The sequence below is a fragment of the Streptomyces sp. NPDC002602 genome (assembly GCF_042889445.1).
GTDB lineage: Bacteria > Actinomycetota > Actinomycetes > Streptomycetales > Streptomycetaceae > Streptomyces.
Genome location: NZ_JBIAQX010000017.1, coordinates 1 through 23,454, shown reverse-complemented (window position 1 = coordinate 23,454; position 23,454 = coordinate 1). Strand labels below are relative to the sequence as shown.

General features: G+C 72.7%; 22 protein-coding genes and 1 pseudogene. 12 read left to right on the top strand and 11 right to left on the bottom strand.

Annotated elements, in window-relative coordinates; all coding sequences use genetic code 11:
* Positions 1-10: 10 nt before the first annotated feature.
* Genes ACFYW3_RS31755 through ACFYW3_RS31735 form a run of 5 tightly spaced genes read right to left on the bottom strand, consistent with a single transcriptional unit; the run spans position 11 to position 5,127 of the window.
* Entirely contained in the window at positions 11-886 is an 876-nt protein-coding gene (locus ACFYW3_RS31755) for a branched-chain amino acid aminotransferase (RefSeq protein WP_351755732.1), read from the bottom strand.
* Positions 883-2,169, bottom strand: coding sequence for an ATP-grasp domain-containing protein (locus ACFYW3_RS31750; RefSeq protein ID WP_351755735.1), 1,287 nt, complete (start codon positions 2,167-2,169; stop codon positions 883-885). The genes ACFYW3_RS31755 and ACFYW3_RS31750 overlap by 4 nt, the downstream gene beginning before the upstream one ends.
* Entirely contained in the window at positions 2,166-3,275 is a 1,110-nt protein-coding gene (locus ACFYW3_RS31745; RefSeq protein WP_351755737.1) for a DMT family transporter, read from the bottom strand. The genes ACFYW3_RS31750 and ACFYW3_RS31745 overlap by 4 nt, the downstream gene beginning before the upstream one ends.
* On the bottom strand, positions 3,272-4,561 hold the full coding sequence (locus tag ACFYW3_RS31740) for a DUF6421 family protein (RefSeq protein ID WP_351755740.1): 1,290 nt from the start codon (positions 4,559-4,561) through the stop codon (positions 3,272-3,274). The genes ACFYW3_RS31745 and ACFYW3_RS31740 overlap by 4 nt, the downstream gene beginning before the upstream one ends.
* Positions 4,558-5,127: a bacilysin biosynthesis protein BacA gene (locus ACFYW3_RS31735; protein ID WP_389388052.1), complete on the bottom strand. Its 570-nt coding sequence runs from the start codon at positions 5,125-5,127 to the stop codon at positions 4,558-4,560. Before ACFYW3_RS31735 ends, ACFYW3_RS31740 begins: the two co-directional genes overlap by 4 nt.
* Positions 5,128-5,781: 654 nt before the next feature.
* On the opposite strand from ACFYW3_RS31735, the gene ACFYW3_RS31730 reads away from it, so the two are divergent.
* Together ACFYW3_RS31730 and ACFYW3_RS31725 are read left to right on the top strand one after the other, a co-directional pair.
* Positions 5,782-6,033: a hypothetical protein gene (locus ACFYW3_RS31730; RefSeq protein ID WP_351755745.1), complete on the top strand. Its 252-nt coding sequence runs from the start codon at positions 5,782-5,784 to the stop codon at positions 6,031-6,033.
* Positions 6,034-6,212: 179 nt separating this feature from the next.
* Positions 6,213-6,845, top strand: a complete 633-nt coding sequence (locus ACFYW3_RS31725; protein WP_389388051.1) for an AAA family ATPase — start codon at positions 6,213-6,215, stop codon at positions 6,843-6,845.
* 226 nt (positions 6,846-7,071) lie between these two features.
* On the opposite strand, the gene ACFYW3_RS31720 is transcribed toward ACFYW3_RS31725, so the two are convergent.
* Both ACFYW3_RS31720 and ACFYW3_RS31715 read right to left on the bottom strand, forming a co-directional pair.
* Positions 7,072-7,644, bottom strand: coding sequence for a GNAT family N-acetyltransferase (locus ACFYW3_RS31720; RefSeq protein ID WP_389388050.1), 573 nt, complete (start codon positions 7,642-7,644; stop codon positions 7,072-7,074).
* A 36-nt stretch (positions 7,645-7,680) separates the two neighbouring features.
* Positions 7,681-8,343, bottom strand: coding sequence for a TetR/AcrR family transcriptional regulator (locus ACFYW3_RS31715; RefSeq protein ID WP_351755754.1), 663 nt, complete (start codon positions 8,341-8,343; stop codon positions 7,681-7,683).
* 63 nt (positions 8,344-8,406) lie between these two features.
* Here ACFYW3_RS31715 and ACFYW3_RS31710 point away from each other — a divergent pair, with 63 nt between their 5' ends.
* Positions 8,407-10,005, top strand: a complete 1,599-nt coding sequence (locus ACFYW3_RS31710; protein ID WP_389388049.1) for an FAD-binding oxidoreductase — start codon at positions 8,407-8,409, stop codon at positions 10,003-10,005.
* 149 nt (positions 10,006-10,154) lie between these two features.
* Here the strand turns inward: ACFYW3_RS31710 and ACFYW3_RS31705 are convergent, their stop codons facing one another.
* Positions 10,155-11,672, bottom strand: coding sequence for a hypothetical protein (locus ACFYW3_RS31705; protein ID WP_389388048.1), 1,518 nt, complete (start codon positions 11,670-11,672; stop codon positions 10,155-10,157).
* 102 nt (positions 11,673-11,774) lie between these two features.
* Positions 11,775-12,959 carry an epoxide hydrolase family protein gene (locus ACFYW3_RS31700; protein ID WP_351755762.1) on the bottom strand — a complete coding sequence of 395 codons (1,185 nt, stop codon included), beginning with the start codon at positions 12,957-12,959 and terminating at the stop codon, positions 11,775-11,777.
* A 158-nt stretch (positions 12,960-13,117) separates the two neighbouring features.
* On the opposite strand from ACFYW3_RS31700, the gene ACFYW3_RS31695 reads away from it, so the two are divergent.
* Positions 13,118-13,630 carry a DUF1772 domain-containing protein gene (locus ACFYW3_RS31695; RefSeq protein ID WP_351755765.1) on the top strand — a complete coding sequence of 171 codons (513 nt, stop codon included), beginning with the start codon at positions 13,118-13,120 and terminating at the stop codon, positions 13,628-13,630.
* Positions 13,631-13,862: 232 nt separating this feature from the next.
* Here ACFYW3_RS31695 and ACFYW3_RS31690 read toward each other — a convergent pair whose 3' ends face one another.
* Complete coding sequence (locus tag ACFYW3_RS31690) at positions 13,863-15,035, bottom strand: alpha/beta hydrolase family protein (RefSeq protein ID WP_389388047.1); 1,173 nt, start codon at positions 15,033-15,035, stop codon at positions 13,863-13,865.
* Positions 15,036-15,172: 137 nt separating this feature from the next.
* Between ACFYW3_RS31690 and ACFYW3_RS31685 the strand changes: the two genes are divergently transcribed.
* Positions 15,173-17,191 (top strand): protein kinase, encoded by a 2,019-nt coding sequence (locus tag ACFYW3_RS31685; protein WP_389388046.1) that lies wholly within the window; start codon positions 15,173-15,175, stop codon positions 17,189-17,191.
* 26 nt (positions 17,192-17,217) lie between these two features.
* On the opposite strand, the gene ACFYW3_RS31680 is transcribed toward ACFYW3_RS31685, so the two are convergent.
* The gene (locus tag ACFYW3_RS31680; protein ID WP_389388045.1) at positions 17,218-17,640 is read right to left on the bottom strand and encodes a YjbQ family protein; all 423 of its coding nucleotides are present in this window, start codon (positions 17,638-17,640) and stop codon (positions 17,218-17,220) included.
* Positions 17,641-17,798: 158 nt separating this feature from the next.
* Here ACFYW3_RS31680 and ACFYW3_RS31675 point away from each other — a divergent pair, with 158 nt between their 5' ends.
* The 7 genes and pseudogenes from ACFYW3_RS31675 (at position 17,799) to ACFYW3_RS31645 (ending at position 23,290) form a co-directional block, all read left to right on the top strand.
* Positions 17,799-18,989, top strand: coding sequence for a YihY/virulence factor BrkB family protein (locus tag ACFYW3_RS31675; protein WP_389388044.1), 1,191 nt, complete (start codon positions 17,799-17,801; stop codon positions 18,987-18,989).
* A gap of 168 nt (positions 18,990-19,157) precedes the next feature.
* Complete coding sequence (locus ACFYW3_RS31670) at positions 19,158-19,589, top strand: phage holin family protein (RefSeq protein ID WP_389388043.1); 432 nt, start codon at positions 19,158-19,160, stop codon at positions 19,587-19,589.
* Positions 19,586-20,131 (top strand): DUF3618 domain-containing protein, encoded by a 546-nt coding sequence (locus ACFYW3_RS31665; RefSeq protein ID WP_389388042.1) that lies wholly within the window; start codon positions 19,586-19,588, stop codon positions 20,129-20,131. Before ACFYW3_RS31670 ends, ACFYW3_RS31665 begins: the two co-directional genes overlap by 4 nt.
* 234 nt (positions 20,132-20,365) lie before the next feature.
* On the top strand, positions 20,366-20,899 hold the full coding sequence (locus tag ACFYW3_RS31660) for a type 1 glutamine amidotransferase domain-containing protein (RefSeq protein WP_351755781.1): 534 nt from the start codon (positions 20,366-20,368) through the stop codon (positions 20,897-20,899).
* Positions 20,900-21,019: 120 nt separating this feature from the next.
* Positions 21,020-21,484, top strand: coding sequence for a hypothetical protein (locus ACFYW3_RS31655; RefSeq protein ID WP_351755784.1), 465 nt, complete (start codon positions 21,020-21,022; stop codon positions 21,482-21,484).
* Positions 21,481-22,478, top strand: a pseudogene (locus ACFYW3_RS31650) (cation diffusion facilitator family transporter). Before ACFYW3_RS31655 ends, ACFYW3_RS31650 begins: the two are co-directional and overlap by 4 nt.
* 458 nt (positions 22,479-22,936) lie before the next feature.
* The gene (locus tag ACFYW3_RS31645; protein WP_389388041.1) at positions 22,937-23,290 is read left to right on the top strand and encodes a PRC-barrel domain-containing protein; all 354 of its coding nucleotides are present in this window, start codon (positions 22,937-22,939) and stop codon (positions 23,288-23,290) included.
* The last annotated feature ends 164 nt before the right edge of the window (positions 23,291-23,454 follow it).

Genomic DNA, 23,454 nt, shown 5'->3' with positions numbered 1-23,454 from the left:
AAGAGACGGCCTAGGCGGAACGGACGAGTCGCGCGTACGCCGCGGCCAGTTCCGTGGTCACCTTGCCCACCCGGTACGTCCGTTCGTCGACGCCGCTGACCGGCTGGACCTCGTACGCCGTGCCGGTGAGGAAGACCTCCTCGGCGCGGTCGAGTTCACCGGGCTCGATGCGGCGCTCGACCACCTCGATGCCGAGGTCGGCGGCGAGGGCGATGACCGTCTGCCGGGTGATGCCGTCGAGGAAGGAGTCCGGCGTCGGCGTGTGCAGGGCGCCGTCGATCACCAGGAAGAGGTTGGCCCCGGTGGCCTCCGCGAGCCCGCCGCGCAGGTCGAGGAGCAGGGCGTCGTCGTAGCCCGCCGCCTCGGCCTCGTCGCGGGCCAGTGTGCAGATGTTGTACAGGGAGGCGGCCTTGGCCCGGACCGGCGCGGTCGCGGGGTCGGGCCGGCGCCACTTCGAGGTGCGCAGCCGGATGCCGGCACGCGCCGCGTCGGCGGAGAAGACGTGCGGCCAGTCCCAGGCGGCGATGGCCACGTGCGGGGTGCTGCCGGCCCCGGAGACGCTGATCTGCTCGCTGCCCCGCCAGGCCACGGGCCGGACGTACCCGTCCACGATGCCCTCGCGACGGACGATCTCCCGCGCCGCGGCGTCGAGTTCGTCCGCCGAGTAGGGAAGCGCGTAGTTCAACTCCCGGGCGGAGGAACGCAGCCGCTCGGCGTGCTCCAGTGACTTGAACATCCGGCGGCCGTAGACGCGCACGCCCTCGAAGACGGCTCCGCCGTAGTGCAGGCCGTGGCTGAGGACGTGCAGCCGTGCCTCGCGCCAGGGCACGAACCGGCCGTCCAGCCAGATGGTGCCGTCGCGGTCGTCGAAGGGGAGGGGGGTCACGAAGGGTTCACCTCGGAGGTCGCGGGGGCGTAGTCGATGCGGATGGCCTGCTCCAGGTGGGCGTGGAACTCCTCCGCGCCCGTGAGGTCGGCGTGCCGGGACAGGATGAACGCCGGGTAGCCGGTGAAGTCCGGGTAGGGGCGGACCACGTCGCCCGGAGCGAGCATCCGCGCGACGTGGTCGACCCTCGGATCCGCCTCCGTTTCGTCGAGGCCGTGGAGGGCGGTGATCGTGCCGTGTCCGCCGCACGGCACGATGTAGTTCGCGGACGCGGCGACGGGCTCGGTGAAGCCCTGTTCGACGGCGCGCAGCGGCGGCAGGCCGGCCGCGATGCGCAACGTCTCGGCGGCGAGGTCGACGCCGGTGACGTTCTCCGCGATGTAGTGGGACACTCCGGAACCGCCGATCCGTGCCCCCATCTCCAAGAGGTACGGGGTGGAGCCGCCGCGCAGGCGCAGTTCGGTGTGGGTGGGGCCGAGGGCGATGCCCAGGGCCGCGTGGGCGGCGATCACCTCGCGTACGACGTCGGCCCGAACGGCCTCGGGCAGCGCGGCGGGCGCCCGGTAGACGCTCTCCTCGAAGTACGGTCCCCGGGGGTCGCCCTTGTAGCCGATGGACAGGACCTGCACCCGGCCCTCGTGGACCAGGGACTCGACGGCGAACTCGGGTCCGTCGAGGTACTCCTCGACGATCAGCCCGGCGCCTCCGTCGGCGGTGCCGGCCGACACCCGGCGTACGTCCGTCACGACCTCGCCGAGCGCGTCGACGGAGTCGACCCGGGTCACGCCGAGGCTGGACATGCCGAGGGCGGGCTTGACCACGACGGGGAAGGCCAGGCCGGCCTCCGCCACGGTCGCGGCGGGATCGTCGGCGGGGTCCAGCCGCACGAAGCGCGGCACGTTCAGACCGGCCGCCGCGAGCCGCTCGCGCATGATCCGCTTGTCCTGGGCGTTGCGCGCGACCGTCGGGCCGATGCCGGGAAGGCCCAGGAGATCGGCGGCGTCAGCGGCGAACGGCACGAACGGGTCGTAGAGGGTGACGATTCCGTCGAAGGGCGTGGCCTCGTGCCGTTCGCGCAGGGCCTTCAGCGCGCCGTCCGGGTCACCGGCCACGTCGAGCGGCAGCAACTCCACGACCGCCGGCGGCAGTCGGTCCGGGTCCACCCGCTCGTCGGATCGCGGGACGAGGACCAGGTCGATGCCGGCGCGCACCGCGGCGTCGAACAGCCAGGGCAGGCCGACGCGCTGGTGGAGCAGAACGAGGGTCGGGCGGGAGGCGGTCACGATGAGCTCCTTGGCGGGAGGGCCTCGGCCGTGGCGGAGGCACGGTGATCGGGTCTGTCGTTCTCGGACTCGGACTCGGACTCGCTCTGCGACTCGGGGTCGGTGCTGGTCTCGGCGGCGGTCTTGGACTCGCCCGCGGCGGAGGGGACGGCGGGTGCGGAGGCCCCGTCGCGCCGGCGACCGCCCACGGTGAGCCACACACCGGCCGCGGACGCGACGATGAGCAGGACGGGGAGCGCGCCCGGCGCGGCGGCCGTGCCCAGGCCCCATTCGCCGAGCCGCACCAGGAAGGGCACGGCCAGCCCCAATGCGGAGGTGAACAGCGGCCCCTTGCGCAGGATCAATTCGTGCGAGATGAGGAAGACGGGGGCGGTGAGGACCGCGCCGAGCACGGCGACGCCGCCCCAGTCGGCGGCGGAGACCCCGCCGAGCGGTACGAACAGCAGCGCGGTGAGGCCGAGCATGAGCGTGCCGGCCCCGGTGATGGCGGGGAGGGCCGCGAGGGCGGGTACGTCGGACATGCGCTGCCGGTAGACGTACCCGTACAGGGCGTAGGTGAGGGTGCCGCCGAAGGCGAGCGCGCCGCCCGTGAGGAGGGTGGCGGCGCCGCCGTCCGAGCCGGGCCCGGCGCTCGCGGCGCCGTCGGCCAGCAGGAAGCCGATCGCGCCCGCGCCGGCGAGGACCGTCCCGAGGACCTTGCGGCGCGAGGACGGCTCGCGGAACGCGAGGATGCCGATGACGAAGGTGACGCAGGGCAGGAGCGAGACGATCAACCCGACGCGGGAGGCTCCCACGTACCGGGTGCCGAGCAGGGTCCCCGAGTAGTAGGCGAAGAAGCCGAGGAACGCGAGGACCGCCACGGCGCGGGGCCGGGCGGCGGCGGTCCTGGCCCCGCTGCGACCGCGCGGGGTCAGCGACGCGATCACCGTGATCACGACGAAGGCCGTGGCGGTCCGCCCCGCGGCCACCGCGAGCGGGGGCACGCCGGCCACCAGGTGACCGGAGAGCAGCCAGCCCGCGGCGAGCAGGAGGACCATGCACGTCGCCAGGGCGGGCACGACCAGCCGTCCGCCCCCGCCCCCGCGAGCGGTGCGGGCGGAAGTCACCACCCCGCCCGCGCGAATTCGAGCGGTGGCAGCCGGTCGAGGTCGCTCTTGGCCCGGCGCAGTACGAGCTGGTCCTCCGTGAAGGAGAACCGCTGCCGGGGCTCGCCCTCGGGAAGGTACCGGCGCACGAACTCCTTGGCGGCGGCGCGGTACTCGTCGTCGTCGCTCACTTCGGCCTCCAGCTTCTCCACACGCGTCACGAACGCGCGCAGGGCCTCCAGGGCCTTGGCGCGGTCGAACCGCAGCAGCCCGCCGTCGGCGGGCGATCCGACGAGCGCCTCGTGCTCGCGGAACCAGGAGTAGAGGAACACACCCGTGCCGGAATCGAAATTGCGGGTGGCGTCGTCCGCCTGCGGATAGCGGAACACCCGCTCCAGCAGGATCATGTCGATCTGCTGCTCGGCGAAGGGGACGAGGCCGCTGTCGGCGCAGGCGAGAACGGTCTTCGCGTCGACCTTGATCTCCTCCAGGAGGCCGACGAACCAGTTCATCTTCAGGGAGATGTTCTCGTCGAAGGGCCACAGGCCCTGGTAGTGCATCGAGTCGTGGAGGTAGCCCCAGATGGCCCGGGCCTCGAAGCACACGTCGGCGGCGAGGCCGCTGGAGGCGCCCGGCAGCGAGTCCGGGGTGAGCACGGCGGCGGCGGCGGGCAGCGCGTACGTCTCGTGGATCTTCCGCATCTTGTTGTAGAAGAACATGGCGTACGGCTGGTCGGTCACCTTGTCGTGCGCCGCGACGTTCTCCGGGAAGAAGACGAGGCAGGAGCCCTGGGCGAAGCCGGCGCTGCCGGTGACGAGCACGAGGGACTGGCAGTTGTTCTTCGGGTGCGGGAAGTCGGCCGCCATGCCCGCCAGCGCGTCGGGTTCCTTGCGCAGGGCGAGGAAGCAGTCGAGGCGCTTGCCGACGGGCGGGGCGCTGTTGGTGCTCTGCAAGGGGGCGAGGAAGAAGACCGGCTCGCCGTCGGCGGGGACTCGCAGGGCGTCCCGGGAACGGGCGAAGTGGGGGCGGGAGTCGAGACCGGCCGTCAGCCAGCCGTCCACGTCCTCCACCAGTGCGTCGGCCTGTCCGTCGAGCCCGTGACGGCGGTACCAGGATGTCGCCTCGTCGCGTATGCGGCCCAGCAGTTCGGCGTCGTCGGGGGTGGGATCGGCGACGGTGCCGTCGTCCTGCTGGCGGTCGCGGAAACGATTCACCATCGGGATGAGCGCGTCCGTCAACAGGTCGGCCTCGGCCAGGAGGTCCGCCGGCACGGGTGCGGTCGCGGAGGTGAAGCGTCCGGTGCTCATCGGGCGGCTCCGACGGCGAGCGGCAGCTCGCCCTCGGCGCGCACGGCCAGTACCTGGTGGACGGTGAAGACCATCGGTACCGGACCGAAGTCCCGCAGGACCCGCAGTCCGTGCCGCTCGGCGGCCACGATGGTGGTGATGCAGCCGTCGACGAGACCCTCGGCGCAGTCGATGGCCGCCTGCGAGTTGCTCAACACCTCGCGGATGCGGGCGGGCTCGGGGACGAGGCCCTTGGGCGCGGGGTGGGAGGCGACGGTGGCCGGGTCCTGCGCGCCGCTGCTGGCGAGCACCATGTTGTGGGTCGGCATCACGAAGCTGTCGATCATGTGGAGCCGGTGCAGGTTGGAGAAGACCAGGGTGTGCAGGGCCGGATAGACGGCGCAGGCGGTCAACGCGTGCCGGCCGTCGTCGGGCACGGCCTCCAGCGCGGACTCGATCGAGGAGTGGAGTTCGACCGTCCCCTCGACACCTCGTCTGCGGAACCATTCGTGGGAGGCGGCTTCCAGATTGGTGCCGTGGGGACCGAGCGTGTGCAGGTGACGGACCTCGTCGGGGCGCGCATACATCGTCTGCCCTGGACCTTCCTGTGGTGGTGCGGAATTACTGCTTCCGGACAGCGGTGGGTGAGGACGGCGATCTCGGAAGCGAGAGGCAAGATCCTTTTCTATCACCGCATCACGGGTGTCGTGATATCCGGGAGGCGGGGGCGGATGATCGCACGGCATTCCCCGGTGGCGGTGGTGAGTTGGACCGATGTGAATCAGCCGGCGTTGCCTGAATTCGCCCTTGATTCGGAATCGGAGCCTCCGAATTGTTGTGTGTGGCGCCGCGATCGAGACCGCCTCGACGCCGTGCGCCGCGGGTCACGCCGGCGTGCACGCGGCATGCACGCGGCGTGTACGCGGTGGGGACGCGGTGGGGACGCGGAAGTCGAGGGAACTCGTACGTTCTCCTCGTTCTCTTGTCCCGGGCGGACGCCACTCACGTGCTCGGGAAACCGTCGTCCAACCTCGATCCCGCATTTCCGTGCCGGGAGAGAAGTGGAACATGAGTGGAACGTGCTCTAGAGACTGTGTTCCGCGTTCCTGTCGCTTGCCATGGCCATGGGGCTGGTCCCCGCACCGAGCGGTACGGCATCCGCGACGAACCATTCGGTCGTCGATTGGAACATCTCCGGAATCACCGATGGCGGAGGGAAACGCGCCACCCGCCGTCACCGATTGACGGACGGGATCCATCGGCGTTCCCACGGTGAGCCCACGGAGGAGGAGAGCGTCACACGGACGACCACCGAGGCCGGCCGGTACGCGGGACTGGTGAACCAGCGGGGATCCATCTCCCGGTCCGTCTACGACCTGCGGCACGGCCGCCCGGCTTCGATCAACGTCCTCGGCCGGGCCATCACGAGCTTCGCCGCCCCGAGGCGGTCGTCGGGCCTCGTGGAACTCGACGGTTCACAAGCCCGCCTCTGACGCCCCCGTCCGTGAACCGCCGTCTGCCGCGACCGGGACCCGAGGCCCGGGACCCGAGGCCCGGGACCCGAGGCTCGGGACCCGGGACCCGAGGCGCGAGGCGCGAGGCGCGAGGCCCGAGGTGGCAGCGGCGGCGCCCTCGCACCCTGCCGCTGGACCCCTCCCCGTAGGGTCGGCGCATGCTTGTGTGGATCAATGGACCCTTCGGTGGCGGCAAGACGCAGAGCGCGTACGAGATCCGACGACGCCTTCCCGGCAGCGTCGTCTGCGACCCGGAACACGTGGGGTTCGGCTTGCACCGGATGCTGCCTCCCGCGTTGCGCGCCGACTTCCAGGACCTTCCCGCCTGGCGGCGGAGCGTCCACGAGATGCTGGACCTCGCCCTGACCGAGTACGAGGGCACGGTGATCGTGCCCATGACCGTGGTCGAGCCCGTCTACTTCCGGGAGATCGTCGATCGGCTGCGTGAACGCGGCCACGACGTCCGGCACTTCGCGCTGCTGGCCGACCGCGAGACCGTGTTGCGACGCCTGCGGGAGCGGGGCTTCGGGCACTCCGTCAGGTTCTTCGCGGGCAAGGACGCCCCTTTGCGACGCGAGAGCTTCGCGGTGTCGAAGCTCGACCACTGCCTGGACCGCCTGCGCGGGGAGGAGTTCGCGGAGCAGGTGTGGACCGACCGGCTCACCGTTCCACAGGTCGCCGACCACATCGCCGCCTCGGCCGGCCTGACCCTCACCCCCGACACCGACAACGCGCTGCGGGGGAGGCTGCGTCGGGCTTTGATCGGGGTCAGGCACATCCGGTTCGACTGACGCCGACGGGTGGGCGCCGGGACGGCGGCTTCCGGCGCGATGTTCATGGGGACACGACCGCACGGGCCGCCGGGACGCGGCCCTGGCCGACTCCCTCGGCTTCGGCGGCCACCACGTCGGCCTCGTGTCGCCCCGTGACCCGGGCGGGGTTCAGCAGGTCGGCGTCGACCGGCGAGCGGGCTTCGCGCGACCGGCGAGCGGGCTTCGCGGACGCGCCGCCGGTTGGTCAGCGCAGGTCGAGGCGCATCAGGACCCGCGGGTGGCCGGCCAACACGGCGGTGGTGTCGGCGGCGTGGGTGAACCCCGCGCGCTCGAAGTTCTCGCGGATCCCGGCGTACGCCATGGTCAGGTCCACCTTGGCGGCGCCGTTGTCGAGGGGGTAGGCCTCGATCGCCGGCGCGCCCCGGGCGCGGGCGAACCCGACCGCGCCGGTGATCAGCGCGTGCGAGAGCCCCTTGCCGCGGTGGCCGGGTCGTACGCGGACGCACCACAGGGACCAGACCGGCAGGTCGTCCACGTACGGGATCGTGCGGCTGCGGGCGAACGAGGTCTCCGAGCGCGGCGCCACGGCGGCCCAGCCGACGGGCTCCCCGTCGTCGTAGGCGAGCACCCCCGGCGGCGGATCGGCGCGGCAGGACTCGGCGACGTACTCACCGCGGGCGGGTCCGCGCAGCTCGTTGTCGAGCTTGGACGGGATCCGGTGACTCAGACACCAGCAGACGTTGGCCCCGGGTGACTTGGGGCCGAGCAGGGCGCGGACGTCCTCGAAGACCGAGGCCGGGCGAACGTCGATGGGCATGGCGCCACGATCCCACGGAACGCACGGGGCCGCCGATCAATCCGTGGCGCGCGCCGCCGGCACCCCGAGGTCCGGGCCGTCGGAGGCGAGGGCCGCGCCGACGGCGAAGAGGCGGGCGCAACGCCGGGCCATGGCGTCGGGGGACTGGTCGGGGTGTTTGACCCACCAGCGGACGAGGGTCGCTACCAGGCCCTGCCAGACGTGGTTGAGGGCGTCGGCGTCGAGCGGGTCGGTGGACCCGGCGGCGCGCAACAGGTCGGCGGTGCCGCCCGCGGCGAGCCGGTCGACCGACGCGCGGTACTCCGCGGCCCGCCGGGCGCCCTCCCCGTCCGGGGGGAGCGAGGCGTCGTAGAGGACGAACCAGGACTCGCGCCGCCCTTCGAGGGCGTTGAAGATCGCGCGCAGCACCCGAAGCGGCGTGCCCGGGGCGGTGGCCCCGTCCTCGGCGACGGCCTCGCGCATGGCGGCCACGAGCCGGTCGCCGACGGGGGCCAGGCAGGCGAGGTGGAGGTCCTGCTTGGTGCCGAAGTACTGGTGCAACAACGTCTTCGTCACGCCGACGCGCGCGGCGACGGCGGCCAGGGACGCGCCGGCGTAGCCGTGCGCTCCGAACTCCTCGGTGGCGGCCGCGAGGATCTGCTCCTCACGGAGCGCTCGCGGGACGCCCTTGGTGCCCGCCTTCGAACGTGGGGTTGCCATGAGCCGATATTATCAGTAGGTAATTTACCTCAAGGTAAGTTCCCTCGATCCTTTGGAGCCCCCATGGCCGGCGCCACCCGGACGACGACGCACCACACCGCCCGCACCCGATCCTGGTGGGGCTGGGGGTGGGCGGACGCCCACCCCGACGACGCCGAGTGCACCGCCATGGGCGCCCTGTTGCCCGGCACCCTCGCCCGACCGCTCCCGGTGCCCCGGATATCCGACCTGAGCATCGACCGCCCCGCCGTGGAAGCCCCCCACAGCCTGTCGGGGACGGTCACCGCCGACCCCGAGGTGCGCGCCGCGCACGCGATGGGAAAGGCCTACCGCGACGTGGTCCGCGCCCTGCACGGCTGCCCCGGCCGCATCCCCGACCTCGTCGCCCACCCCGAGAACGACCGCGAGGTGGCCGACCTGCTGGAGTGGGCCGGCGAACACGGCGTCGCGGTGGTCCCGTTCGGCGGCGGCTCGTCCGTGTCGGGCGGTGTGGAGTACCGGGGCGACACGCACCGGGCCGTGCTGTCCATGGACCTGACCGCCATGAACCGGGTCCTGGAGGTCGACGTGGCCGGGCGGGCCGCCCGGATCCAGGCCGGGGTCCTCGGGCCGTCCCTGGAGGACCAACTACGTCTCCACGGACTGACGTTGCGACACTTCCCGCAGAGCTTCGAGTTCTCCACGCTGGGCGGCTGGCTGGCGACCAGGGCCGGCGGCCACTACGCCACGGTCCACACCCACATCGACGACTTCACCCAGTCCCTGCGGGTGGTCACCCCGGCCGGCGCGGGCACCTCCTGGCGGCTGCCCGCCTCCGGTGCCGGACCCTCACCCGACCGGCTCTTCCTCGGTTCCGAGGGAGCCCTCGGCGTCATCACCGAGGCCTGGATGCGCCTGCGGGAACGACCCGTCCACAAGGCGTCCGCCGCACTCGCCTTCGAGTCCTTCGCCGCCGCGCTGGAGGCGGTGCGCGCCATCGCCGGGTCCGACCTCGCCCCCGCGAACTGCCGCCTCCTGGACTCCGGTGAGGCCGCGCTCTCAGGCGCCTCCCAGGACGGTTCGTCGGTCCTGGTCCTCGGGTTCGAGTCGGCCGACTTCCCCGTGGACACCCGCCTGGAACAGGCCGTCGATCTCGCCCGCGCCCACGGCGGCCGGATCGGCGAGTCCCGCGACGGCGGCCGGGACGCGGTCGGCGCCTGGCGATCGGCGTTCCTGCGCATGCCGTACCTGCGCGACGGCCTGGCCAGGATGGGCGCCATCGCGGAAACCTTCGAGACGGCGGCCACCTGGGACCGCGTTCCGGGCCTGATCGACGCCGTACGCACCGAGGTCGGCGCGGCCGCCCTCAAGGCCACGGGGCACCCCGCCCTCGTCAACTGCCGCCTCACCCACGTCTACCCGGACGGCGCGGCCCCGTACTTCACCGTCCTCGCGGCGGGTCGCCCGGACGACCAGGTCGAGGTGTGGGACCACCTGAAGGAGGTCGCGGGAGAGGTGCTGCACCGCCACCGCGCCACGATCACCCACCACCACGCCGTCGGCCGCGACCACCGCCCCGGCTACGACCTCCAACGCCCCGAACCCTTCGCCCTCGCCCTGCGCGCGGCCAAGGGTGCCCTGGACCCCCACGGCATCCTCAACCCGGGCGTCCTCGTGGACTGACCCGTCGGACACGCACGGACACGCACGGGCGGGGCCCCGGCGGGGTCCGGGTCACCGCCCGTGCGTGTCCGCGTGCGTGTCCGCGTGCGTGTCCGCGTCTACGGTCGGGCGCGGCGGCCCGGCGCGCCCGATCCGAGGTGCGCCGTGAACTACCCGGCCGTCAGACGACGGTTGACCTCCTCGGTCACCCGGCGGTGGAGTTCCGCCAACTGCTGCGGGGTGAGTTTCGAGAGGTCCTCGCCGGCGGGTGGGGACGAGGTCTCGCGTTTGCGTTTCTCCTCCTCCCTGCGCTTGAGTTCCTTCTCCTCCGGCGAGCCGGGCGCCGCGTACGCGCAGCGGATGAGCGTGCCGTCGGCGCTCTTGAGGCAGGTCGCCTCGCGGCCCGCGATCTGGCCCCTGCCCTCCACCCGGTAGCGGATGTTCTGCTCGCTGCCGACCGTGGCCGTCCACGTGCTGCCGCCCGTCGGGACGATCTCGAAGACTCTGTCGTCGTTGTAGCAACAGACGTCCCGATACTCGGCCTTGACGAGGGCGACGATCGTCTGCGGCGAGGACCAGGTCGGGTCGAGCCGGTGCACGGTCAGAGGGGCGAGCCCGCCGCCCTGGTGACGGGTCGGCACGGTCGAGACGGCCACGACCGAACTCGCCTCGCCCTGCGGGGTGAGGGGAGTGACATAGGCGCTGAGACCGCTCTGATCGCGGTAGCGGAGGGTGAACTCCGATTCGTTGCCCTCGTTGGCGCCGTCCTCGGACTCGTCCCAACCGCTCCGCTCGAAGAGCCAGTCGGAGAAGCCGCCGACCGCCGCCGTGGCCTCGCGCTGCCGGCCCGCCAGACTCAGCGGGTACGAGGGGCCCGGGACGGCCGTGGAGTCGTCGAGGAGGGTCAGCTCGCCGGTGCGCCCGTTGTACAGGGCCACCCCGGCGGGTCGTTCCGTGACCACGAAGAAGCCGGTCTGTCGCTTGAGCGGGATCACGACCGTGGGCGTGTCGCCCGAGCAGGTCACGTAGGCGTCCGAGGCCTCGAAGCGGACCCACCGCCTCTGCGCGGAGATCTTCCGCCCCAGGTTGTGCGTGAACCAGCCGCTGATCCTCGCGTCGGCGACGTCCGTGTCGAAGGCGCAGCGTTGTTGGCTGCGGCCGGTGCCGCCGAGGGGTACGTCCTGGACCAGGCCGACCTCGTAGCCCGCGAGCCAGCCGCGTCGTTCCACGAGGGTGGAGAACCGGTCCGAGTCGGGCAGGTAGGTGACGTCCGAGATCTCACCCGTCACGTCGCCCAGGTTCGGGGCGGCCTGCGCCTTGCCGACCACGTACGGGGCGCGTGCGGTGAGTTCGGGGACGGGCGCGGCGACGATCCGCGTGCTCTCCATGTAGACGCGGTCCTGCTGGTAGGAGCCGTAGACCAGCCAGCCGATCGCCACGCCCAGGGCGAGTACGAGACCGACACAGCCGACGGCCTGCGCGGCGGTTCCGGCCTCCTCCCGCCCGCCGGAACGCAGCCGTCGCACCAGCCACGGCAGCGCGCCGAGCCCCGCGACCAACACGGGCGGGGCCAGCCACGAGAGGATCTTGCGCCCCTCCCACACCATGATCGTGGTGTAGTACGAGGCGTACCACAGCACGAACCCCGCGAACACGATGGCCAGTGCCACCCGCCATACCCGCCCCATCGGCGCGCCTCCCCCTGTTGCCCCGACCTCCATTCTGCTTCTGGGCAAGGGGAGTTGGCAGGTCTGCGACCAAATCGACGGCGTGGGATCCCGACGCCGTCGTCAGCCCTGCGCCACCGCGCGGTACGGACGGAAGAAGGCGCGCAGCTCCTCGGCGTACAGCTCGGGTTCCTCGAACGCCGCGAAGTGCCCGCCCCGGGCGGGCTCGGTCACGCGGACGACGTTCGTCGTGCGTTCCAGCCACGCCCGGGGCGGGCGGACGACGTCACCCCGGAAGAGCGAGAAACCGGAGGGCACCTCGACCCGGCGGGCGAGCTGCGCGGGCGGGATCGCGGCGTTCGCGCGGTACGTGCGCATCGACGAGCCGATGGTCCCGGTGAGCCAGTACAACGTGACGTTCGTGAGGATCTCGTCCTTCGTGAAGCTCCGTTCGACGTCGCCGTCGCAGTCGCTCCACCCCCGGAGCTTCTCCACGATCCACGCGGCGAGCCCGGCCGGCGAGTCGGTCAGCCCGAACGCGGCGGTCTGCGGCTTCGTCCGGTGCAGGGCGGCGTAGGCACCCTCGGCGGCGCCCCAGACCGCGGCGTCCTCCAGCCAGGCGCGTTCCTCGGGCGACAGGTCCGCCGGGTCGCCGGTGTACAACGGCAGCCCCGCGTCGGTGCGGTGGACGGCGACGACCCGGTCGGGGTGGTCCAGACCCAGGTAGCGACTCACGTGGCTGCCCATGTCCCCGCCCGCCGCCCCGAACCGGTCGTAACCGAGTACGCCCATCAGCTCGGCCCACAGGCCGGCGACGGCGATCGTGTCGAGGGGCGGCCCGACGGGGCGGTCCGAGTAGCCGAACCCCGGCATGTCGGGCACGACCACGTCGAAGGCGTCCGCGGGATCGGCGCCGTGCGCGCCGGGGTCGGTGAGGAGCGGGATGACCTTCGTGTAGCGCCAGAAGGAGTCCGGCCAGCCGTGGCTGAGGACCAGGGGCAGGGCGCGCCGCGCGGACCCCTTCGGCGTCACGGCCCTGACGTGCACGAAGTGGATTCCCAGGCCGCCGAGCGCGACGTGGAAGTGGGGGAGCCGGGCGAGGGCCGCCTCCTGCCTGGGCCAGTCGAAGCCGTCCGCCCAGTGCGCGACGAGCTCGCGCAGATAGTCCAGGTCGGTACCGAGCGACCACCCGGCGTCCTCGGGTTCGTCCGGCCAACGTGTCGCCCGCAGCCGCGCGTCGAGGTCTTCGAGTGCGGCCGGCGTCGTCCGGAGGGTGAACGGCTCGGGGCGGGGAGAGGCGTCCGACATGGGACACATCGTACGAGCCGCACTCTGTCCCGGGCCGGGATCCCCGCCCGGGGACTCGCCGATGATCCGATGCGGGCGACATCGTGCAAGCGACGCCGCCGGACACGAGAACGTCCGGCTCTTGGACTTCGGGCGGCGGGACCGGGAGGCTGGGGATCATGCGCGTACACATAGTCCAGGGCGTCGCCCTGCTGTCCACGGGTCTGCTGGCCGGAGCGTTCGGCTACGGTGCGGTCAACCTCGTTCCCACCTTCAACGCCGTACCTCTCGACATGCGGCTGGACTTCCACGCCGAGCTGATGAAGATGAACGGCATCAGCATGCAGGCGGCGATGGGGCTGTCGATCGTGAGCGCCGCGACGCTCGCCGCGCTCACGCGAGGTCGTGCCCGGTTGACGGCCGGCGCCGCGGGCCTGCTGACCCTGGTGTCCTTCCTGGTCACCCGGTTCGGCAACGTGCCGATCAACGGCCGCATCAAGGAGTGGGCCGCGGGTTCGGCTCCGGCCGACCACGCGGAGATCCTTGGGCGCTGGGAGGCGTTCAACATCACGCGCACGCTCACCGCGGTCCTCGCCTTCGCCCTGCTGACGGCCCTCGCGTCACGCCGGTCACACCCGGACGCCGCCGACCGATCGGCGTCACGGGAGCGGCGGTCCCTCCGCCGGGGCTGATCCGACGGCCCGCCGACAACGCTGCGGGGTCGGGCTCGCGGAGGACACGGCCGACAACGGTGCGAGGTCGGGCCGGCGGAGAACACGGCCGACAACGGTGCGGGGTCGGCCCGGCGGAGAACGCGCCGGAGGGGCAGTGGCGCCCCCGCGCACGCCGTGGGGAGGGCCGCCCGCCCCGGCGAGCGGCCCTCGTGGGGGTGTCAAGGGCGGCCGGCGGCCCGTACACCGGTGGTCAGCGGCGGTGGAACACGACCTCCGGGTCGGCCGGGGTGGGTCCGTCCAGGCGCGGCGCCGGGAGCCCGCGCAGGTGCAGGTCGAAGAAGTCGCCGACGTACGCACGCGTGATCTGCTGGGAGCGGGTGCCCGAGAGGGGGGTCTCCGGATGCGAGTAGCCCACCTGATCGCCGAGCACGGGCCAGTCGGTGAAGCCGGGGTGACCCGCGCCCGTGACGGTCAACCAGCGCTTCCAGCCGTCCAGGTGCGGCCAGTTGTCCTCCCACGAGGTGTCGGGGAAGTCGGGCGGCAGCAGGGCCGGGTCACCGGCGAGCATCAGGAACGGGCGGGCGCCGAGGCCGCCTTGGGGTATCGGGGTGAAGAACGTTCCGTCCATGTTCACTCCGGCGTCCACGCGCGGGTCCACGGCCATGGTGGCCGACGCCGCCGCGCCGCCGATGGAGTGCCCGGCCATGCCGATGTGGCGGGAGTCGATCAGCCGGGAGTACCGCCACGCGGAGTGCGGCCCGGTGAGGCGGTCCAGGACGAACGGAACGTCGCGGGCCCGGCCGTCGGAGACCCGGTGCAGTGACCCGTCGGGGAAGACCTGCTCGCAGGCCTTGCAGGTGAGCAGGCGCCCGCCGGGGAAGACGGTGCCGTCCGACTCGTACGCGTGGTCCACCGCGGCCACGACGTATCCGCGACTGGCGAGGTCCTCCGCCAGGGTGGTGAGCGAGGCGCGCGGCATCGTGAAGCCGGGGGAGAGCACGATCAACGGGTAGCGGTGCGTGGAGGGCCGGGGCAGCGCGCCGGAGCGGGAGTGCGTACGGGTGGCGGCGAGTCGCTCGGGTGTGACGTACTCGCCGAGTTGGCCGCGGTCGGTCAGCAGCGCCTTGGCCTCGGGAACGGCCATGTAGGGGGCGGGAGTTCCGGTGTGCGCGAGCGCCGGGTAGTACAGCGACAGCAGCAGTTCCCGGTCGGCCGTCGGTACCCAGGGGTCCTTGCGTTCGCGGTCCACCAGGTGCAGGGTGTCGCGGCCCACGGCGAACGCGCCGGTGGGGCGCGGGAGTTCGATGCCGGATGCCCCGCCGGCCGGGGCGCCCGTGGCCGCGGCGGGGCTCGCGAATGCGAGAGGCGCGGCCAGGGCCAGCCCGGCCGCCACGACCGTCAACGCGCGAATGATCTTCTTCATGCGCGCATCCTAGATGCTAAGGCAAGGCTTACCTAAGTCTCAAGTGTCTTGGGGTGTGGTCGAGTTCGTCCTCCCTGTTGCCGGACCGGGTCGCTCGGGTAGGTTTCTGGAAACATTTCCAATTCGATGGGGCTGACGTGTCAGAGCTGAGGGGGAGTGGGGCCGGGCCGCTGGAGGCGGGGGATCCGCGGCGGATCGGGCCCATTCCGTTGGCGGGGCGACTCGGCGCCGGCGGCATGGGGCGGGTGTACCTCGGGATCCATGACGGCCGGTACGTCGCCGTCAAGCAGTTGCTGGCTTCCGTGGTGGGCGAGGACGAGGACTTCCTGCGCCGCTTCGCACACGAGTTGGACAACCTCTCCCGGCTGCCCGCCGAGGCCACCGCGCCCTTGCTCGCCAGTGACCGGACCGCCCGGCCGCCGTGGTTCGCGACCGCGTACATCCCCGGGATCACGCTGAGCAAGGCCGTCGAGTCGTACGGCGGCGGCCTCCCCGCCGACGCGCTGTGGTTGTTGCTGCGCGAAGCGGCCGCCGGGCTGAAGTCGGTACACGGCCTGGGGATGGTGCACCGGGACCTGAAACCCTCCAACGTCATGCTGACCCTGGACGGTCTGACCCTGATCGACTTCGGCATCGCCCGGGCCGCCGAACAGAGCCAACTCACCAGAACGGGAATGGTGGTGGGCACGCCCGCATACATGGCGCCGGAACAGGCCTCGGGAAAGCGCGAGGTCAGTGGCGCCACCGACGTGTTCGCCCTGGGCTCGGTCCTCGCGTTCGCGGCGTCCGGCAAGCCGCCGTTCGGCGAGGAGTCAGGGCACGGCGTGCTGTACCGCGTCGTCCACGAGGAACCTGAACTCGATGGTCTGCGGGAACTGGATCCCGACCTCGCCGACCTCGTCGCGGCCTGCCTCGACAAGGACCCCGAGGGCCGCCCCACCGCCGGCGAACTCAACGAGCGCGCCGCGCGTCGGGGCCCGTTCGCCGAGCCGTCGTGGCCCGCGGCCGTCACGGCGAGCCTGCGGGAGCGGGCCGCTTTCGCCGCGGGCGGGCCGGAGACCGACGTACCGACGCTGCCGCTCACCGGCCGGGAACCGGAGCCGTCGACGGGCCCGGCCCCGAAGACGGGCGTGGACCCGAAGATCGGCCCGGCCCCGAAGACGGGCGTGGATCCCGCCCCGGAGTCGGACCCGAAACCTGAGCCGGAGGTCGTGCCCGAAGTCGTGCCCGCGCCCGAGGGCGTGTCCGTCGCCGCGCCCGCGCAGGGGCGGCCGCCCGAGCGGCCGCGGCGCCGTACCAGGGTCCTCCTCGCCGTCATCCCGGTCGTCGTGGTGGCGGGGGGCACGACGTTGGTCATCCAGAACCTGCCGTACACGTCCGCGCCGCAGGCCGGCGCGCGGGGCGAGCGGTCCGCCCCGGCCGCGGTGCCCCCGGGCGGGAAGCCGCCGGCGTCGAGCGGGGCCCCGTCCGGTCAGGCGTCCCCCGTACAGTCCCCGGCCCCGGCGGGTTCCGGTGCGGACGGCAAGGCCGGTGGGCAGGCCGGAGCGGGCGGGCTCGTACCCGTGGCCGCGGGCGGCGCGGGAGCAGGCCCGGGCGCGGGGACGGGTACGGGAACGGGTACGGGAACCGGCCCGGCGACAGGCGCGGGACCCGGGGGCGGCACACAGAACGGCGCCGGCGGCTCCGCGAACGGCGCGGGCGGCTCCGCGAACGGCGGCAACCCCGGCGGCGCCGACAGCCCACGTCCACCCGGCGGCGGAACGTCCACCGCACCCGTACCCCCCAAGGCCCCCGACTCCGGTACCTACCGCTACCGGAACGGCAACAAGGGAAAGTGCATCACCCAGGTCTTCGGGGCATCGGACTTCGGCGACTGCTCCGACTCCTCCGCGCGGTGGACCGTGCGGAGCGGGTCGAACGGCGGCTTCAAGCTCGTCAACCGGGAGAGCGGCCAGTGCCTGTACGCCAACGGCCTCGGCCAGGCCGTCTTCGTGGGCGACTGCGCCCAGGACATCGGCCGGCTGTGGCGTACGGGCGCGGGCGGCACCCTCCGCAGCGACTTGGGCGGAGGCTGCCTCGACCTCGGCATGAGCAGCGGCCTGGTCACGAACACCTGCGCTGGGGACGCCTCACAACGTTGGACGAGACAGGCCTGAGGCGTCCGCCTTCGGAGCGCGCCGCCTCAGGCCAGGAACGAGAGTCGTGCGGTGCGTCGGGGGTTGTCCCGGTTGGTGTCGACCAGGACCACCGACTGCCAGGTTCCCAGGGCCAGTTCGCCTCCCACCACGGGCAGCGTGGCGTGCGGCGGGACGAGGGCGGGCAGCACGTGATCACGGCCGTGCCCCGGGGAGCCGTGCCGGTGGCGCCAGCGGTCGTCGGCGGGCAGCAGCGAGCGCAGGGCCTCCAACAGGTCGTCGTCGCTTCCGGCGCCCGTCTCGATGACGGCCAGCCCGGCGGTCGCGTGCGGGGTGAACACGTTGAGCAGTCCGTCCCGACCACGGGCGGTCTCCCGCAGGAAGCCCGCGCAGGCCGAGGTCAGGTCGTGCACGGTCTCCGCGGAGCCCGTGGTCACGTCGATCGTCCGGGTGGTGAAGGTGTCTGTCACGGACCCATCCTCGCCCCGTTCGGCGAACCCGCGCCGCCGCCCCACCGCGTCCCGCCCGGACATCCCGTCCCCGCTCCCCGACCGACGGGCGGTGACCTCCGCTCCTCCCGGGGACGGCGCCGCTGATTGAGGCCGCGTATCGCGGACATCCGCTCGGTATGGCAGCGCTATGGGAACGCAAGCACCACGAGCAGGACGGGCGGCCGCCACACCGGCCCGCGGCCGCGGCAGCCGACCGGGAACGGCCCCGCGCGGTCCCGCCCGGCGACCGTGACGGAACTCCGGGCGGGGTCCGTGCGGACGAGGCGGAGAACGATCGGGTCGGGCCGAATCCCAGCGTGGAGCGCGACGGGCCCGACCGGCCCACGGAGATGCCGAGGCGCGCCTGGGGCAAGGTGCTGAAGGGCACCCTGAAGGAGTTCGGCGACGACGAACTCGGCGACCGTGCCGCCGCGCTGACGTACTACGGCATCCTCGCGCTCTTCCCGGCCCTGCTCGTCCTCACCTCCCTGCTCGGGCTGGCCGGCCCGTCCACGGCGCAGCGGGCACTGGAGCAACTGGAACAGCTCGCGCCCGCTTCCGCACGCGATGTGGTCGCCGACGCGGTGCAGCAGTTGCAGGGCCGCAGCGGCATCGGGTCCGCGGTCGCCGTCGTCGGCCTGGTGGTGGCCGTCTGGTCCGCCTCCGGGTACGTCGGCGCGTTCATCCGCGCCGCCAACGCCGTCTACGACATGCCCGAGGGACGGCCCGTCTGGGTCGTGCTGCCGGTGCGGCTCGGCGTCACCGTCGCGCTGATGGTGATGGCCGTCGCGAGCGCCCTGATCGTCGTCTTCACCGGCGGGGTCGCCCGCCGGGCCGGCGACGTACTGGGCCTCGGCGACACCGCGCTCACGGTCTGGTCCATCGCCAAGTGGCCCGTGCTGGTCGTCCTGGTCACGAGCATGATCGCGCTGTTGTACTGGGCGACCCCGAACGCCAAGGGGCGCGGCTTCAAATGGATCACCCCGGGCAGTCTGCTCGCCCTGTTGATCTGGCTCGCGGCCTCGGTCGGCTTCGCCGTCTACGTGGCGAACTTCGCCTCGTACAACAAGACGTACGGCACCCTGGCGGGCGTCGTCGTCTTCCTGGTCTGGCTGTGGATCACCAACCTGGCCATCCTCCTCGGCCTGGAGTTCGACGCCGAGATGTCCCGCCGGCGCGCCATCATGGGCGGCCATCCGGCCGACGAGGAGCCGTACGTCCGCCCCCGCGACACCCGCGCGTGGAGCCGGGAGGAACGGGAACGCGCGGAGCACCACCCGGAGCCGGGCGACGGGCCGGACGGGCACGCGGAAGCCACCCGGGTCTGAGCGCTCACCGGCGAGTGCGTGCCCCGAGACGGGGAAGGCGCCACCGGTACGAGACGAGCCGCCGCCGCTACCGCGATCACACCCGCATCCGCGGGCGCGACCGAGGCCACACGACGTACCGGGCGAGGCCACCGGCCCGCCCGCGCAAGGGAAGGCAGATCCCCGACGATGTACTCCTCAGTCGATCCCTCACCCCACGACCAGGCCGACGACACCTCTTCCGCCTCGACGAGCGCCCTCGTGAAACAGGCTTCGGAACAACTGACCCTGCTGGTCCGCCAGGAACTGAACCTGGCCACCGCCGAGATGCGTGAGAAGGGCAGGGGCCTGGGCCTCGGCGCCGGGCTCCTGAGCGGAGCCGGGCTCTTCGGCATCCTGGCCCTCCAGGGCCTCGCAGCGACCGGCATCATCGCCCTGGCCCTCGTCCTGCCGCTGTGGGCCGCGGCCCTCGTCGTCACCGGCGTCCTCGCCGTGATCGCGGCCGTCCTGGCGGCGGCCGGCAAGAAGCAGGCGGTCCGAGCCACCCCGCCCGCGCCCGAGCGGACCATCGACAGCGTGAAGGCCGACGTGGCCGAAATCAAGGAAAGGGCACATCGATGAGTGACGACCACACCCACGCGGACAAGGACCCGGCCACCCCGGACGAGTTGCGCGAGCAGATCGAGGCGACCCGCGACGAGTTGGGCCGGACCGTGGAGGCGCTGGCCGCCAAGGCGGACGTCACGGCCCGCGCCCAGGAGAAGACCGCTGAGGTCAAGGCCGCCCGGGACAAGGCCGCCGAGGTGAAGGCGAGCGCCCAGGACAAGGCGGCCGAGGTGAGGGCGAGCGCGCAGGACAGGGCCGCCGAGTTCAAGGCGCGCGCCCACGACAAGGCCGTCGAAGTGAAGGCGGGCGCCCAGGAGAAGGCCTCGGCAGTGGTCCACGCGGCGCAGGACAGGATTCCGGAGCCCGTGGCGCGGAAGGCGGCCTCCCTGACCGGCGCCGTGGAAGCCGGGATACGGGACGTCACCCCCGATCGGGGGCGTGCGGAGGCGAGCCGGGCGGCCGAGGTCGCGCGCCGCCACCCCGCGCTCGTGGCGGCCGGATGCGCCGTCCTGGCGTACGGCCTGGTGCGCCGCTACCGGGGACGTCGGGGGCGGTGACCGCCCGCGACCGCGCCTGAGCCCGGGTCCGGACCCGGCCGGTGTTTCCGCGCAGGATGAAACACGCGGGGAGGGCGCGCCGCCCGGCGGGGAGGTCCGGGGGAGCAATCGGATGATTGCGACACCACGAGCCGGGCAGGCGCGGGATGCACGGTGAACCCACCGGCCCGGACCCCGTCCCCCGCACGAACGGGCGGGGGACGCCGGAGCCCCGAACCGAAGGAAGTGAACGCGGTGCGCATCGCATTCCTGACCGCGCCCGAAGGCGTCGAGGAAGTCGAACTGACCGAGCCGTGGAAGGCCGCCCTGGAAGCAGGCTGGAACCCCCAACTGGTCTCGACGGAACCGGGACAGGTGCAGGCCTTCGACCACCTCGACAAGGCCGGCAGGTTCACCGTGGACCACGTGCTCGCGGGTGACACCTCGGACGCCTTCGACGCGCTCGTGCTTCCCGGCGGCGTCGCCAACCCGGACGCGCTGCGGATGAACGAGCGCGCCGTCGGGTTCATCAGGAGCTTCTTCGAGGCGGGCAAGCCCGTCGCCGCGATCTGCCACGCCCCCTGGACTCTGGTGGAGGCCGAGGTCGTGCGCGGTCGCACCCTGACCTCGTGGCCGAGCCTCGCCACCGACATCCGCAACGCCGGCGGCACCTGGGTGGACGAGGAGGTCCACGTCTGCCGCGCGGCCCCCGGCACGCTGGTGACCAGCCGCAAGCCCGACGACCTGGACGCCTTCTGCGCCGCCTTCGTCAAGGAGTTCGCCGCCTGATCCACCCACGCTCCCTCCGTGCGCGGGCCGCCCGAACCCGCCTCGGCCGAACGGGCGCCGTACGGGCGCCGCGCACGCACCGGCCGCATACGGGTCCGGGCCCCGGGCAGGCGAAGGGGCATGGACTACTCCACCACGCATCCCCCGCGGTTCCGCGTCACCGTCGAGGGAGAGCGCTTCACCTGTGCGGAAGCCCAGGGACTGGGTTCGCGGGGAGACGGCGACGCCCCCGGCCCGGACCTCACGGTGACCCTGACCGACTGTGTCCTCGTCGATGCCCCCGACGCCCTCTCCTGGGCCCTCGCGGAGGAAGCCGACGGGCCGCGACCCGTCCGCGTCACCATCGACGAGACGGACGCCGCCGGACGCGAGGTGCTCGCCACCTGGCAGCTGACCGACGCGGCCCCGGCCCAGCTCCAGGGCACCAGGACGAGGGCGGCGGACCACGAGGGCCGCATCCGGCGGCTCACCCTGAACGCCGCCCGGATCACCGAGCTTCCGCGCACCGCGGGAACCCCTGAAACCGCCGGCATCCCTGGAACCGCCGGCATCCCGGAAACCTCTGCGCCCGCGGACACGCGATGACACGGTCCGCCGGGACGGCGACCGAACGCGACGGCGAAACCCGCATCACGGTGTGGGTGGCCCTCGGCGCGAACCTGGTCATCTGCGTGGCCAAGGGCATCGGAGGCGTCATCGCCGGCTCCCCGGCCCTGCTGTCCGAGGCGGCGCACTCCGTGGCCGACAGCCTCAACGAGGTCTTCCTGCTCGCGTCGGTCAAACGCAGCAGGCGCCCGGCGGACAAGCGCCACCCCTTCGGCTACGGCAAGGAGCGCTTCTTCTGGTCCCTGCTCGCGGCGGTCGGCATCTTCGTCACCGGCGGCTGCTTCTCGGTCTTCCAGGGCATCGAGGCGTTCCGTTCCGGCGGTTCCGAATCGCACAAGGGTTACGCATCGGCCTGATCGTGCTCTTCGCGGCGCTGCTCGCCGAAGGGGCCTCGCTCGTCCGCGCCGTACGCCAGGTCCGCGGCGAGGCCAGGAAGGCCGGGCGCAGCACCACCGAGGAGATCCGCCAGGTACGAGACCCGGCCCTGCGCACCGTCCTGGCCGAGGACAGCACGGCCTGCGCCGGTGTCGTCCTCGCCATGATCGGCATGGCACTCCACATGGTGACCGGTGAAGTGGCGTACGAGGCGTGGGCCTCCATCCTGATCGGTGTGCTGCTCGTCTACGTGGCCTACACGCTGGGCAAGGGAGCCCGGGCCCAACTGATCGGCGAGGCCGCCGATCCCGCCATGCAGAGCGAGGTACGGGCCCTGCTGCGGCGGCAGCCGGAGATCGACTCCGTCACCGCGCTGCTCACCATGCAGCTCGGGCCGGACTCGGTCCTGCTGGCCGCCGGGATCGACCTGACGGCCGGCTATGACAGCGAGACCGTCGAGGACGCGATGGTCCGCATCCGGGGCGAGCTGAAGGAACGCTGGCCCGAGTTGGACCAGGTGTTCCTCGACGTCACCGACGCCGCGGCCGCCCGCCACGCGGCCGAGCGCGAGGAAGCGGAACACCCGGCGGACGCGTGAGCCCCCGGGCCTCGCGGGCGGGGGGCGCGGGGGAGTCACGTGCCCACGGAGCCCACCGCCGGCGCGGGCGGTGCGCCACCCGAGGACGTGCCGGCGGCGACGGTCCGTGTGGACGACCGCGAGAGCAGGATCGAGGCCACGCTCGCCTCGCGGGCCCACCGGCACGGCGAGCGTGCAGGGTCACCACGGCGAGGGTGCAGGGTCACCACGACGAACGGCTCGGGCGGCTCGGACGGCTCCAGGACGAGGCGACCGTGCTGTTGTGCGAGTGGTGCGGCCCGACGCCGAACCCACACGGACCGCGGCGGCGCGCACGGGCGTGGTCCGACCCGGAGGGCCCCGTGTGGGTCGGAGCTTTCAGGGCAGGCGACCCTGTGACGGTTCCGCGTCTCTCCGGATCATCGAGGACGCCGTGGAGAAAAGGGCCGTCACATCGACTGGGTGAAGGGGTTGTTCACATGACCGAGAATGTGTGGGGTTACCGCGAGACGTCCGGCCGACTGGCCGATGTCGATCTGACGGGTTTCAAGGTCGAGGCCACGGACGGCTCCATCGGCAAGGTCGACAAGCACTCCGACGAGGTCGACTCCTCGTACATCGTGGTCGACACCGGTCCGTGGATCTTCGGCAAGGAAGTTCTCCTTCCCGCCGGCACGATCAGCCGGATCGAGGTGGACGAGCGGAGGATCCACGTCGACCGGACGAAGGAGCAGATCAAGCACGCTCCCGAGTTCATCCGGGACGAGCACCTCCAGGACGCGGACTACCACCGTCGGATCGGCGGCTACTACGACGAGCCGCACACCTTCTGACGGGACGCCTCCCGACGGTACGGCGCGCACGACGGGGCCGGGGGGGGGCCCCCCGGGGGGGGGGGCCCCCCCCCCCCCCCCCCCCGGGGCGGGGGGCGGCGGGGGCGGGGGGGGGGGTTGGGGGGTGTCATAAGTACCCAAACATGGATAGCCCCCCCGCACAA